12 protein-coding genes are annotated in these 13,901 nt (G+C 57.1%); 10 read left to right on the plus strand and 2 right to left on the minus strand.

Translation table 11 applies throughout. From position 1 onward, the window contains the following. Nucleotides 1-310: 310 nt before the first annotated feature. From AAAX35_RS08085 to AAAX35_RS08130, 10 genes are all read left to right on the plus strand, one after another. Nucleotides 311-1,321 carry a LacI family DNA-binding transcriptional regulator gene (locus AAAX35_RS08085; RefSeq protein WP_349117294.1) on the plus strand — a complete coding sequence of 337 codons (1,011 nt, stop codon included), beginning with the start codon at nt 311-313 and terminating at the stop codon, nt 1,319-1,321. 184 nt (nt 1,322-1,505) lie between these two features. Continuing rightward, nucleotides 1,506-2,888, plus strand: coding sequence for a family 43 glycosylhydrolase (locus AAAX35_RS08090; RefSeq protein ID WP_117743236.1), 1,383 nt, complete (start codon nt 1,506-1,508; stop codon nt 2,886-2,888). 45 nt (nt 2,889-2,933) lie between these two features. Further along, complete coding sequence (locus AAAX35_RS08095) at nt 2,934-4,385, plus strand: PTS transporter subunit EIIC (protein WP_271747769.1); 1,452 nt, start codon at nt 2,934-2,936, stop codon at nt 4,383-4,385. A 101-nt stretch (nt 4,386-4,486) separates the two neighbouring features. Further along, nucleotides 4,487-5,929 carry a glycoside hydrolase family 32 protein gene (locus AAAX35_RS08100; protein WP_195543966.1) on the plus strand — a complete coding sequence of 481 codons (1,443 nt, stop codon included), beginning with the start codon at nt 4,487-4,489 and terminating at the stop codon, nt 5,927-5,929. 275 nt (nt 5,930-6,204) lie between these two features. Further along, the gene (locus AAAX35_RS08105) at nt 6,205-7,059 is read left to right on the plus strand and encodes a DegV family protein (RefSeq protein WP_229090599.1); all 855 of its coding nucleotides are present in this window, start codon (nt 6,205-6,207) and stop codon (nt 7,057-7,059) included. Nucleotides 7,060-7,233: 174 nt separating this feature from the next. Further along, nucleotides 7,234-8,052, plus strand: coding sequence for a pyruvate formate-lyase-activating protein (gene pflA / locus AAAX35_RS08110; RefSeq protein WP_152067596.1), 819 nt, complete (start codon nt 7,234-7,236; stop codon nt 8,050-8,052). Between the two features lie 126 nt (nt 8,053-8,178). Further along, the gene (mtnN, locus tag AAAX35_RS08115) at nt 8,179-8,919 is read left to right on the plus strand and encodes a 5'-methylthioadenosine/S-adenosylhomocysteine nucleosidase (protein WP_349117295.1); all 741 of its coding nucleotides are present in this window, start codon (nt 8,179-8,181) and stop codon (nt 8,917-8,919) included. A 38-nt stretch (nt 8,920-8,957) separates the two neighbouring features. After that, nucleotides 8,958-9,548, plus strand: coding sequence for a ribosome biogenesis GTP-binding protein YihA/YsxC (gene yihA / locus AAAX35_RS08120; RefSeq protein WP_006234871.1), 591 nt, complete (start codon nt 8,958-8,960; stop codon nt 9,546-9,548). 94 nt (nt 9,549-9,642) lie between these two features. Beyond that, nucleotides 9,643-10,326: a DUF3990 domain-containing protein gene (locus AAAX35_RS08125; RefSeq protein ID WP_195543970.1), complete on the plus strand. Its 684-nt coding sequence runs from the start codon at nt 9,643-9,645 to the stop codon at nt 10,324-10,326. 31 nt (nt 10,327-10,357) lie between these two features. After that, nucleotides 10,358-10,990: a helix-turn-helix transcriptional regulator gene (locus tag AAAX35_RS08130; protein WP_195543971.1), complete on the plus strand. Its 633-nt coding sequence runs from the start codon at nt 10,358-10,360 to the stop codon at nt 10,988-10,990. Nucleotides 10,991-11,276: 286 nt separating this feature from the next. Here the strand turns inward: AAAX35_RS08130 and thrB are convergent, their stop codons facing one another. Further along, nucleotides 11,277-12,158, minus strand: coding sequence for a homoserine kinase (thrB, locus tag AAAX35_RS08135; RefSeq protein WP_138374602.1), 882 nt, complete (start codon nt 12,156-12,158; stop codon nt 11,277-11,279). Between the two features lie 203 nt (nt 12,159-12,361). After that, entirely contained in the window at nt 12,362-13,879 is a 1,518-nt protein-coding gene (gene thrC / locus AAAX35_RS08140; protein ID WP_349117296.1) for a threonine synthase, read from the minus strand. Between the last annotated feature and the right edge of the window lie 22 nt (nt 13,880-13,901).

A 13,901-nucleotide genomic window follows, 5' to 3' on the forward strand; every position in this document is an offset into this window, starting at 1 on the left:
AAACGAGGGCAGCCCTGTGGGCGCCAGCGGAATGTGGGGTCACCGCGCGGTCCGCATCTGATGGTGTCGACGTCAATGGTATACGGGTGCACCATCGACGTCTTCAATACAGAAAATATCAGTGCGGGATGTTTTGGAAAATAACCCAAAACCGGCCATGTGGGGTCCTTTGGAGTCACCCTTTAGGCGGAACTCTCCTAATTATTTGGATGAGTCGTTTACTTACTTGTGCTGTTACCGTCTTCCCGCTGTTGTTGGGGTATGCTTTGTTCGTATGTAAACGTATGGCATGTTGATGGGGGAGGGTGCTATGGCTCGCGAGAGTGCTCGTTCTAAGGATACGGCTAAGCCTGGCATCAAGGAAGTTGCGGCGGTGGCGGGGGTTTCGCCTACTACGGTATCTCGTGTGCTTAATAATCGTGGCTATATTAGCCAAGAGACCCGCGATAAGGTCCATGCCGCGATGAAGCGCATCAACTATACGCCCAACGATATCGCTCGTGCCATGCTCAACGGTCGCCTGAATCTTATCGGTATGATCGTCCCCTATGTCAGCAGCCCGTTTCATGCACAAGCGGTTCAAGCCGTTGAGCGTACCCTGGCCGAAAACGGTTTTAAGATGCTGCTGTGCAATAGTGCCAATCGACCTGATCTTGAGCGTTCTTATATCGATATGCTTCGGCGCAATATGGTTGATGGCGTCATTGTCAACTCGCTTAATATCGGTGCCGAGGCGTATGCCGAGATGGGTTTGAGTCTGGTTGGTATCGACTGCGACCTTGGCGAGGCCTCTGTTCAGATTGCGAGCGACAGCTATAGTATCGGCGAACTTGCCACGCGTCGCCTGATCGATGACGGGTGTTCGCGCATCCTGTGCCTGCGCAGCAATAGCCGCATGCGCATGCCTGCCAATAAGCGTACCGATGCCTACCTCGATGTTGTTGAGCAGGCCGGTTTGCCCGCGCTTGTCCGTGAGGTCGAGTTCGTTAAGCCCGACGACGAAAAGAGCGCGGTCGTTGCGAAGATCCTCGATGAGAACCCCGATATTGACGGCATCTTTGCGGGAGACGACACGATGGCGGCTATCTGTCTTAACGTGATGAAGCAGCGCGGCTTGAGCGCTCCGGGCGATATTAAGGTCGTGGGCGCGGATGGTGCCCGCCGCACTATGACGTTTATGCCTGACTTAACAACCGTTCGCCAAGATATCGATCGCATCGGAGAGCTCGCGGCGCAATCCATCATTGCTCTTATTAACGGCGAAAAGCCCGAATCGAATATCAAGCTCCCCGTTGAACTCATTGAGGGCAAAACCGCGTAGTTCATCCCGTGCCAAAAGAATTCCTCAAACACCTCTGATGACCGTTCGCCGGCATATGCCAACCGTTTGCCGACGACTGGAACTGCGAAAAGACGTATTGGTGTGAAAACGTTTGACATATGAAAACGATTGACATATCTTGCAGTTGTACCGAGTTAGTATCTCGTGAGAAAGGAAGTCTCGGATGCACAAGGTGTATTACCAGCCTGAGGGAATTTGGGTAGGCGACATCATGCCGTACGGCGAGGACGGCACGTTCTATCTCTATCATCAGCGTGACACGCGAAACCCCGGACCTTTCGGAGAGCCGTTTGGCTGGGCACTCGCGACAACCAAGGACTTCGTCAATTACAAAGACTTTGGCGAGAGCCTTGAGCGTGGCGGCGACGAGGAAGTCGACCAGTATGTTTATGCCGGCACGGTGTTTAAGGTGGGCGACAAGTACCATGCGCTCTACACTGGTTGCAATCGCGATAAGGTCAAGGCACGCTTGATGAAGCAGGTTCTTCTTCACGCAACGAGTGACGACGCCGTCAAGTGGGAGAAGAACATCGCCGAGACGCTGCTTCCGCCCCAGGAGGGTTACGATGACCGCAACTGGCGCGATCCCTTTGTGCTTTGGGATGAGGAGAACGAAGAGTACATGCTCATCCTCGGCACGCGTGTGGGCGAGGACAAGCGTCTGATGACCGGTCGTCTGGTCAAGTTCACCTCCAAGGACCTGGATACCTGGGAGTTCCAGGGCGACTGGTGGAATCCGGGCCTGTACACCATGTTCGAGATGCCTGATCTCTTTAAGATGGGCGACTGGTGGTATCTGGTGTTCTCCGAGTACAGTGATGGCAACAAGACCCGTTACCGCATGTCTCGCTCTATCAACGGTCCTTGGATCACTCCTGCGGACGATTCCTTCGATGGCCGCGCGTACTATGCCGCGCGTACCGCATTTGATGGCGAGCGCCGCGTTCTCTTTGGTTGGGTTCCTACGCGTGACGAGGGCGGTGACCCCAGCTCTTACCTGTGGGGTGGCACCTTTATGCCTCTCGAGATCGTTCAGCGTGCTGACGGAACGCTCGGCACCAAGCTCCCCGACAGCATGCTTGGCGCCTTTGGCGAGGCTAAGGCAGTCGAGGCCTTTGAGCTTTCCTGCGAGTCGGGCAAGGTCGAGCAGGTGCTCGCCGCGGATGCCGGTTCCACCTATATGCTCGATGCCGACATCGAGCTCGCCGGTGACGCTGCCGGCTTCTCGGTGAAGCTTGCCGAGGACGCCGAGTCCGGTCTTGCCTATGAGTTCCGCGCCAACCTGCGTGAGGGCAAGCTCGAGTTTACGGCGGCCCCCCAGTATCCGTGGTTCCAGGTCAACAACATGGGCCTCGAGCGTCCGTTGTTCTTTAAGGGCGAGGGCACTCATCATGTGCGTCTGGTCGTTGACGACGATATCGCGACCATCTTTGTCGATGATGTTGCGCTTAACGCGCGCTTCTGCAATAAGCAGGGCCAGGGTGTGGCACTGACGGTCACCGACGGTACGCTCAAGTGCGCAAATGCAACGATCGCGTCTCTGTAATGGCATCAAAACGTTTTATGATTTCGTAAGGGAATGGAGAGGAACATGGACTACAAAGTAGTGTCTCAGCAAGTCGTCGATAACGTCGGCGGTCTGGAGAACATCGAGGGCGCCACGCATTGCGTTACGCGTCTGCGTCTGGTGCTCAAGGATACGAGCAAGTACAACAAGGCCGAGCTCGAGAACATCGATGGCGTCAAGGGCGTGCTGTACAACAGCGGCCAGCTCATGATCATCTTCGGTACCGGTACCGTCAACAAGGTCTACGATGAGTTTATGGCTCTGACGGGCGTTAAGGAGATCAGCGCTTCCGAGGTCAAGGGCGCCGAGGCGGACAAGAAGGGCAAGTTCTTCTCGGTCCTCAAGGTATTCTCGGATATCTTTATCCCCATCATTCCCGCTTTCGTCGGCGCTGCTATCATCATCGGCCTTAAGTCGCTGATCGTTGCCAACGGCCTCTTTGGCATGGAGGGTAGCCTTGCCGACCACAGCGAGTTCCTCAAGAACCTCGCAAGCTTCTTTGCCATTATCGCCACCACGTTTGACTACCTGCCTGTCCTGGTTATGTACAGCGCGGTGAAGCGTTTTGGCGGTAACCCGATTCTGGGCATCCTCGTCGGTATCGTCATGGTTCACCCGAGCCTTATGAACCGCAACACGTTCGTTATGGATCCGACGGGTGCTGAGTACTGGAACTTTGGTCCGCTCTCCATTCCCATGGTTGCTTTCCAGGGCGGCGTGTTCCCTGCAATCCTGACTGCCTGGTTTATGGCCAAGGTCGAAAAGATTGCCCAGAAGTACATCCCCGAGGTCGTCTCGTTTGTCTTTGTCCCGACCGTTACCCTGATTCTTGCTAACGTTGCCCTGTTCACCGTGTTCGGCCCGCTCGGCAACCTGATCGGCGACGTCCTCGCTGGCGTAATCGATGTCCTGTACAACAGGATGGGCGTCTTTGGCGCCTTTGTCTTCGCCGCGTTCCTGCAGCCGCTCGTCGTTACCGGTACGCATCAGTTCATCCAGGGTATTGAGGCCAACCTCGTTGCCACGACCGGCTTCAACTACATCCAGGCCATCTGGTCGGTTTCCATCATCGCCCAGGGCGGCGGCGCCATCGGCATGTATCTCATCCACAAGAAGCACTCCAAAGAGCGCAACATCTGCATGTCGTCCTTTATCCCGACGCTGGTCGGTATCTCCGAGCCCGCAATCTTTGCTGCAAACATGCGCTACTCGATCATCCCGTTCGTCTGCGCTTGCATCGGTGCAGGCTGCGGCGGTGCCTTCGTGAAGCTCTTTGAGGTGCGCGCTATCGGTCAGGGTCTGACCGGTGTGCTTGGCCTGCTCATCGTTACGCCCGAGACGCTCGTGTGGTATGTGGCCGGCAATCTCATCGCCTTTATCGTGCCGATCGTCTTGATCTTTGCCTACAACAAGGCAAAGGGCGTGCCGACCACCGATGAAGAGGGCGCTGGCGCTGGCTTCGACGTTAGCTTCTAGTTGAGCCGTTCAGCGTAATCTGAGGATAAGTCCATTTGAGGAAGGGCGTTCGACTCGTGTGAGTCGAGCGTCCTTCCCCATAGACGAGAAAGTCAACGGCGATGTTTAATCAAAAAAATAAGGTGACACGCGCGGACTATGAGCAGTGGCGAGCTGGACAGGACGAGACGGCGGCTCGCATCGCGTCCGACCCCGATAGGCTCCTGTTCCATGTGGAGCCTGAGCTTGGCTGGCTCAACGACCCCAACGGTTTGGTTCAGATTGGTGATACGTATCACATCTATCATCAATACGATCCGTTCGATGCTGCGCATGGCGGTCCAGTGCTTTGGAACCATCTGACGACAAAGGATTTTGTGACCTACGAGAATCACGGTCCCGTGCTGTTTCCCGATTCCGATTTGGATTCGAGTGGAGCGTATTCTGGTTCTGCCTTTGTACGTGATGGTAAGATTCACTACTTCTATACCGGCAACGTCAAGCATTTTGACCGCGATGATTACGACTACGTGTTGACGGGCCGTGAGCAAAACCAAATTCATATGGTTGCCGAGAATCCCGACGAATTGGGCGAGAAGCGCATGGCTGTTGGGCCGGTCGATTACCCCGACGATATCGGTACGCACGTGCGCGACCCCAAAATCCTTGAACACGACGGTATCTACTACATGGTTCTCGGCGCTCGTACGAAAGACAATCGTGGCTGCGTGCTTGTCTATGCCTCGCACGATCTAGAGGACTGGAGCTATGCGACGCGCATTGAGCCGGGCGAGAAGTTTGGCTTTATGTGGGAGTGCCCTGATCTATTTGAGCTTGATGGCGAGCTTATTCTCGTTTGCTGTCCGCAGGGTGTGCCCGCCGATGGTTGGTGTTACCGCAATCCGCACCAGTGCGTGTGGTTCTCCATCGAGGCCGATTGGGAGGCGCCGAGCTTTAAGATCACCGGGCAGGGCATGCCCCCGATGGTCGATGCCGGCTTTGATTTCTACGCACCGCAGTCCTTTGAGGATGCTGCGGGTCGGCGTTTGATGATCGGGTGGTCTGGTTGCCCCGATGCGACGGCAGAAAACCCGACGGTGGCACGCGGGTGGCAGTGCGCGTTGACGGTGCCGCGAGAGCTGAGCATACGCGATGGTAAGCTCTGTCAGCAGCCGGCGCACGAGATTGAGAAGGTGCGCGGCGACTGCGTTCGCGCGACAGGCGGTGAAACCGTTGAGGAGCCGGGCCGCCTGTTTGATCTTGTGGTTTCCTGTGAGGGCGCCAAGATGGTCGAGCTCGAAATCCGCAAGGGTGTCTTTGTGCGTTATACGGACGGGATGCTTACCCTCGATATGGGTGACGAAGGCTATGGGCGCGACCAGAGGTCGATTGAGCTCGGCGAGCTTCGCGACCTACGCGTGCTTTCGGACACTACGATGGTCGAGATTTTTGCAAATGGCGGCGAGGCGGCACTTACGAGCCGTACCTATTCGCCGGCGGTTCCGGCGATGGAGCTGCACGCCGAGGGTGCGGTATCGATGAATTTCTACCGCCTCGTGCATTAACCGTGCATGGAGTACGATTGGACTTGCTGGGCGGAATGTGTCGCAGTTACCGCGGCCAGCTACCGTTTATCGCGTATAGCGACCGTTTGCGGAATAAGTAACACTCCTTAATAAACCGTGTAGAATCTCAGGATGCACGGAGTTTTCCAGGGAGACGCTGTCCTTTGTTGTGTGCAAGGGGCGGCGTCTCTTTGGCGCTTGGACGCCGTTGTGCAACAGTGCGGCGGCGCGTGCCATGTATTGAAAAGCCAATGTTGAGATGGGTCGTGATAATAATGGGCAAGTACGTAATCGTGGTTGAGTCTGGGTCGGATGTGACGCCGGAGCTTTGCGAACGCTACGGCATCGTGCGCGTGCCCATGCATGTCATGATTGGTGACGAGACCGTCGAGGACGGCTCGATCGATCCGCTCGAGATTTATTCACGCTGCAACGAGTTTGGCGTAATGCCCAAGACCAGCGGCTGCGCGCCTGCGGATTTTGCTCACGTGTACGACCGTATCCATGCCGAGCAGCCCGATGCGACCATTCTGCATCTTGCGTACTCCGAGGCCACGACCTGCTCGCATCAGTCCTCCAAGATTGCAGCTAAGGGCCGCGACTACGTGTTCTCCATGGACACGCGCTTTGTCTCGGTGGGCCAGTCGCTTGTTGTCGTCGAGACCGCCAAATACATCGAGGCTCACCCCGATGCCACCGTCGACGAGATCTTTGCATTTACGAACTCCGTCATGGACCGTGTGCTGCTGGGCTTTGTTCCTACGGACCTTGCCTTCCTTAAGGCAGGCGGTCGTCTGTCCAACGTGGCATTCCTCGGTGCCCACCTGCTCAAGATTAAGCCCTGCATTGAGGTGACGGGCGGCAAGTTCGTGGCGACCAAGAAGTTCCGCGGTTCTATGCTCAAGTGCGCCCGTGCCTTTATTGACCACATGGTTGCCAAGGGCGAGATCGACTACTCGCATATTGGCCTGGCGTATTCGGTGGGTCTTTCCGAGGAGTTGCGCGACGACATGGAAATCTATGCGCGCGACCTGGGCTTTAAGGACATTACCTGGACTCAGGTTGGTGGCGTCATCTCGAGCCACTGCGGCCCGACCGCCTTCGGTGCGGTGCTCACGCTTAAGGCGTAAAGGCCGCAGGTGAGCGTTCTTCAGCCTGACATCTCGACGTAGACCCCAGCCATGGTGATGGGGGATAGATTAAAACGTGCCATTCTAGCCCGAGACGTTTAAACGCAAGCGCATGGGCTAGAATGGCTCTGGCATTTTAATTGGTTGCATCCAAGGAGAGGCAAGGTAGCGGGAATGGCTGAGATGACGCTTGAGGGTGTGGACGCTCGTCCTGAGGATTCCGCATTTGCCCTAGGCCGCGTGCATTCAATCGAGACGATGGGAACGGTCGACGGACCCGGCATTCGCTTTGTGGTGTTTGTCCAGGGCTGTCCCATGCGCTGCGCGTATTGTCACAATCCCGATACCTGGTCGGTCAACGGCGGCACCATGGTGACCGTCGAACACCTGATGGATGAGTTCCAGAGTAACCACGAGTTCTATCGCAGCGGTGGAATTACGGTGTCCGGCGGCGAGCCGCTCCTGCAGCCCGAGTTTTTGGCCGACCTGTTCCGTGCAATGCACAACAACCCCGATGGCCGCGTGCATACCTGCCTTGACAGCTGCGGGTATGCGTTTGATCCCGGCCATCCCGAGAAGTTTGATGCCGTGCTCAACGAGACCGACATGGTGCTGCTCGACATCAAACATGCCGATCCGGCTGAGCATAAAAAGCTGACCGGCTGCGATCCTGCACGTATCCTGGCGTTTGGCGATGAGCTTGCCCGTCGCAAGATCAAGGTCGTTATCCGCCACGTGGTTGTGCCGGGCATTACCGACACGGTGGAGGAGTGCGAGAAGCTCGGTCGCCTCATCGCTCCATGGCACAACGTGGTGGGCCTGGAAATGCTGCCGTATCACACGATGGGTGTCGTCAAGTACGAGCAACTGGGCATTCCCTATAAGCTCGAGGGCGTGCCCCAGATGGATACCGCGCGCATGCCCGAGCTGCGCAATGCCGTTATGACCGGCATGAAAAAGCGCCGTGCGGAGCTCAGGTCGGCCATCGGCTAACAAGCTATTTTTGCCCCTTTATGATACCCGAGCTGTACTGACTTAACGGCTTGGTGCTGACGCGGCTGAGCCAAAATGCTGGTACCATACCGTGGATAAGCAATTTGCACGGATTTGGGGGATGGCATGGCAACCATCGCGATCATAGGCGCACTCGAAAAAGAGGTTGCGCAGATTAAGGAAGAGCTGAGCGGCGCGCATGAGTCGCAGGAGGCGGGCTTGACCGTTGTGAACGGTGGGCTTTCGGGTCTGACGGTAGTCGCCACGACGGCAGGCATGGGGACCGTGAACGCCGCTGCCGCAACGCAGCATCTCATCAGCAAATACGCCCCGCAGGCCGTTGTGTTTTCGGGTATTGCGGGCGGCCTAAACCCTAAACTCCATATTAACGACGTGGTTATAGGCAAGTGCCTGCGCTATCTGGATACCGATACGGCACTCATCGCCGAGTCCGCGCCGGGGCTCGAGGAGTTTGCCTCGACGCCGGCGTTGGTTGATGTTGCCGCCGCCGTGCTTGCCGAGCATGGATTTGTGGATACCTCGGCGGATGAGAATTCTGCGGAGAAGGACCCCAAGCAGTTCCTGTGTGGCACTATCGCCACGGGTGACCGCTTTGTTACGGGTGACGCCATGCGTAACGCTGCGATTGAGGCCACGCATGCCGATTGCGTCGAGATGGAGGGTGCGGCAATTGCGCACATCGCGGCCAAGAATGGTGTCGATTGCCTAGTGCTGCGCGCTATCAGCGATAATTGTGACGAGGCATATGACGCGTTTTGCGAGCGCGAGTTCGATCTGGATGAGTACGCTCGCACCGCGAGCGGCATCACGCTCGATATCGTCCGCCGCATTGCCGCTGCGCAATAGCGCGTCTATTTGTAAGAACCTACGACCAAGGAGTGTCCATGGCCGATTCCATTAACTATCAGCTTGCCAAGTTCGTTGCCAGCTACGGCAAGGTTTCGCAGATTCCCGAGTCCACCTGCCCCGAGGTGAGCTTTGTCGGCCGCTCCAACGTGGGCAAGTCGTCGATCATGAACAAGCTCTTTGGCCGCAAGAACCTGGTCAAGGTTTCCAGCACGCCGGGCAAGACGAGCAATATCAATTTCTTCGAGGCCGACGACGTGCACTTTGTGGACCTGCCGGGCTACGGTTTCGCGCGTCGCTCCAAGGCCGAGCGCGATCGTTGGGCCGAGCTCATTGGCGACTTTTTCGACTCCGAGCGCAGCTTTAACTTGGTCGTCTCGCTGGTGGACATTCGCCACGACCCCAGCAAGCTCGACCACGACATGATCGACTATCTACAGGGCAACGAGTTCAACTTTATCGTCTGCCTCACCAAAGCCGATAAGCTCAGCCGCACCCAGCAGGCCCGCCAGGCAGCAGCCATCAAAAAGCAGCTCAACGTCCCGGCCGAAAACGTGATCATCACAAGCTCCCAGACCGGTACCGGCATCGACGAACTCAAAAAGCGCATCGCCGAGGCCTGCCTCTAATCGGGCTGCAGCCCCTCAAAAGCTCCCATCTATATCACCCCAGTGATAGTTATTGGTAAACTATCACTGGGGTGATATTTTTTAGGAGGTCGATATGGAGCTTTGGCACGGGTCGGAGGTTGTTGTCGAGCATCCATCGTTGGATAAATGCAGGCAATTCAATGACTATGGGCGCGGGTTTTATTGCACACCGCATGAGGAAATGGCAATGGAGTGGGCATGTCGGACCGAGTCTGATGGCATTGCCAATCGATATGAGCTTGATTTAGATGGCCTTGCGATTTTGGATTTGGAATCAGGTGAGTTCTCGATTCTCAACTGGCTTGCAATTCTGGCGAATAACAGAGAGTTCAATGTTTCAACGCCAGTAGCACGCGAGGGGCTTCGTTATCTGCTGGATAACTGCCTGATTGATATTTCTCCCTATGACGTTATTCGAGGCTATCGTGCAGACGATTCCTATTTCTCGTTTGCAAGACAGTTTGTCAACGGCATGATCTCGCTCAGGCAATTGCAGCGCATTATGTTTTTGGGGGATTTGGGCACTCAATATGCGCTTATGAGTGAGCGCGCGTTCTCGGCGATCAGGTTCTGCGATTGGAAGCAGGTCTCGGGAGCTGAGTTTTATCCCAAACGATTTGAGCGAGAACAGAACGCTCGACGTAAGTATCTGGATACGGTAAACGGATTTGACTCTGATGGTGTTGACATTAGGGATTTGATGGCAGGGAGGGTTGATTTGAATGATCCAAGAGTTAACGGATTGTGGGCCGAGTAGGACATACCCCGTCTACTACCTCGAGGATGCAATGAACAACCTCGGCGACTGCTTTGACTATGCCGTCAATGACTATGGAGCAGAAGGATCGGAAGTTGCTGAACTCTTTTGCCTGAGCGGGGTTGCTCGAGAGTTTGAGCGCGGCAATGCATGGGTAGTGTCGGGAAAATCGGGCGTTGAGCTGTTCGCGCTCATTGCCGAAAGGTCCGGCTATCAATCAAGGCCGATGCCAAATCGAACCTACCGATTCGAAAAGACACCGGAATACTGGACAGGCTGGATGCTGGCATACCTGCAGTGGCGCTTAGGAGAGTCTTTCGAAGATTTGCTGCATGTCGTTCCATTTGATGTGCTGCGCAGTCTGTATTGCCCCTGGCACGAAGCCTCGGAGGAACGCGTGGCTCGTCTCGTCTGCGATATGGCGAAAAAAGCGTCCAGGCAAACCAAACTTGCGTTAGCAAGAAAGAGACTCAAGAAAACCCAACAAGATCTGGCATACGAATCGGGTGTGTCACTCCGCTCAATCCAAATGTACGAGCAGCGTCAGAGAAACATCAATGAAGCCTCGGTAACAAGCGTACGAGCCATAGCAAAAGCCCTCCACTGCAACATCGAGGACCTCCTAGAACCAGTCTTCGAATACAAAGAAACCGGCGCCGTCTAAGCCAAGCACACAGCCGATGCCCGCCTCTAGGAAGTGCTCCAGCCTAGCAAGAGCCCCTATCAATAAAAATCCAAACTATCAGCCCGGCGACTTTCCAGAGCGTAGGTCCCTGTAGCCGCCGCCGGTGAAGTTAACATAGGGGAGGCTAGGGGGCTTTGCCCCCAAATCTTTCCGCAGGACGGCAGGACCCCCGCCGCACGAAGTGCGCAGCGGGGGTCCTGCCATGTCCGAGGACGATTTGGGGGCAAAGCCCCCTGGCCTCCCCGGCGAGTATACGGGACGGCGACTACAGGTATTCGATCTGGGCGCCTTCCGTGTCGCACGTCAGAATATGCGTATCACACTTAGGGAACTGCTCGCGCAGCTTGACCTGCAGGAACTTTGCCACGATGGTATCGTCGGTCACAGCCATGAGGGTCGAGCCCGAGCCGCTAATCCAGATGGTCTTAGCGCCGCCGTTAAGGCAGGTGTCGCGCACGGCGTTGTAGTCGGGAATCAGGCGGCGACGATAGGGCTCCTGAATGCGGTCGTCATTGGCGGCGGCAATCAGGTTGAGGTCACCGGTCTCCAAGCCGCGCGTCATACCGGCGATGCGGCCCATCTGCCACACGGCGGTGGAGAGCGGAATCTCCTGCGGCACGACCTTGCGCGCCTCGCTCGTGTGTACCTCGTAGGGCGGAATCACGGTAATAAAACGCAGGCGATCGCTCACCTCGTAGCGCAGGCACTGGGGGAGCGAATCGGTCGGCGTAAAGGAGCAGACGGCGCCGCCCAGGATAGCGGGGGCGACGTTATCGGGATGGCCCTCGACCTCGGTGGCGATGCGAACCAGCTCGGCGCGGTCGACGGTGTGGCCTGTCAGTGCGGCGGCGGCCATAATGCCGGCGACGACGCAGGTGGAGCTGGAGCCCAGGCCGCGGGCGACGGGCACGTCGGTCTGGATGTCGATGGCAACGGGAAAAGCCGGCTCGCCCCAGGCGGCCAGAGCATCGACAAAGCTTACATAGACCAGGTTATTCTCGTTTTGGAACTCTTCGGGGCAGCCCGTGATGGTGAGCTTGTCGGCGCGCTCAAAGGTAAAGTGCGAGTAGAGGCTGACGGCCATGCCGAGGGTATCGTAGCCAATGCCCAAGTTGGCGCTTGTTGCTGGGACGGTGATCTTGATCATGTGAGTCCTCCTGGCGTGCCTGGCTGTTTAGTTCGCTGCTCGGGCAGTCCTGCGCAAGACGGAAAGCACATTAAGTGCTTTCCTTTGCGTGCGGAACTCGCGACGAACTAAACAGCCAGGCACGCTATGCACGTTCGTCATCATCCCGGTAGGTATCTGATAAAAGAAGGTGCGCCGGCTTTCGCCGGCGCCTTATATGGGGTTTAGTTGGTAGCCATCTTTTTTGCTGCAGACTCTACGTAGTTGGCCATGTCGGCTACGTCGCAGACGTCTTCGAAGCGGACGGGTTTGGACTCGAGCTCGGCGAGCTGGGTCGGGGCGACCGTGTTGGTGGCCTGCTCGAGTACACGCATGGCCTCAAAATCATCCTCGGGAACGTCGAGGCCCAGGGCGTCGCAGCAGGCGCGTGGGAACTTGTAGGGGCTGGCGGTCGAAAGCAGCACGCGAGCCTTAGCGCCCTCGGCGGGGGCGACCTGCTCAAAGACGTGATAGCCGCAGGCGGTGTGCGGGTCGATCACGTAGCCGTTGGCGTCCCAGCAGCTCTTGATGGCGGCGCGGACCTCGTCCTCGCTGGCCCAGCCGCAGCCAAACACGCTCTGAATCTTTGCCAGCAGGTCGGCGGGAACCTCATAGCGACCAGTCTGTGCCAGCTGCTCCATAAGGCCGGCAACGAGCTCGCAGTCGCCATCGGACAGGAAGTACAGCATGCGCTCCAGGTTGGAGCTGATGAGGATGTCCATCGACGGCGAGATGGTCGTGAAGAACGGACGGTTGCGGTCGTAGACGCCGGTGGTCAGGAAGTCAGCCAGAACGTTGTTCTTGTCGCTCGCGACGATGAGCTTGGCAACGGGCAGACCCATGCGCTTGGCGTAGTAGCCGGCCAGGATATCGCCAAAGTTGCCGGTCGGCACGCAGAACTCCACGGCATTGCCGGCCTCGATGGCACCGGCGCGCAGCAGCTGCGCATAGGCGGCAAAGTAGTAGACGACCTGCGGCACCAGGCGCCCGACGTTGATGGAGTTGGCGCTCGAAAGCACCGTGCCGGCGGCTTCAAGGCGCTCGGCCAGCTCCTTATCGGCAAAGATGCGCTTGACGGCGCTCTGGGCGTCGTCGAAGTTGCCGCGGATGCCGCAGACGGCGACGTTGCCGCCCTCCTGCGTGGACATCTGCAGATTCTGCACGCGGCTGACTTTGCCTTCGGGATAAAAGACGGTGATGCCCGTGCCCGGAGCGTCGGCAAAGCCGGCGAGCGCTGCCTTGCCCGTGTCGCCCGACGTGGCGGTGACGATCATGATGCGCTCGGCGCCACCGTCCTTGGCAGAGGTGCGGGCCATCAGGCGGGGGAGCATCTGCAAGGCGACGTCCTTAAAGGCGCTCGTGGGACCGCCAAAGAGCTCCATCACATAGGTTTGAGGAGCGTCGGTGCCCGGCGCTGCGTCGAGTTTGACGAGCGGCGTGACCTCATCACTCGCAAACGTACCGCGGTAAGCCTCATTCACACAGGCCGAAATTTCTTCGTCCGTGTAATCGTTCAGTAACATTCCCAACACATTTTGAGCGATTTCAAAGTACGATTTATCGGCAAGCGAGCTGATATCGACCTGCTGGGTGCCAAGCTCGTCCGAGACAAACAAACCCCCGTCGGGAGCGATGCCGGTGCGGATTGCCACCTTACTTGAGCATGATAAAGTGCGTCCTCGTGTACTATGATAAGTTCCCATATAACAGTGCTCCTCGGATACC

It is taken from the genome of Collinsella sp. CLA-ER-H11, assembly GCF_040092445.1.
Classification (GTDB): domain Bacteria; phylum Actinomycetota; class Coriobacteriia; order Coriobacteriales; family Coriobacteriaceae; genus Collinsella.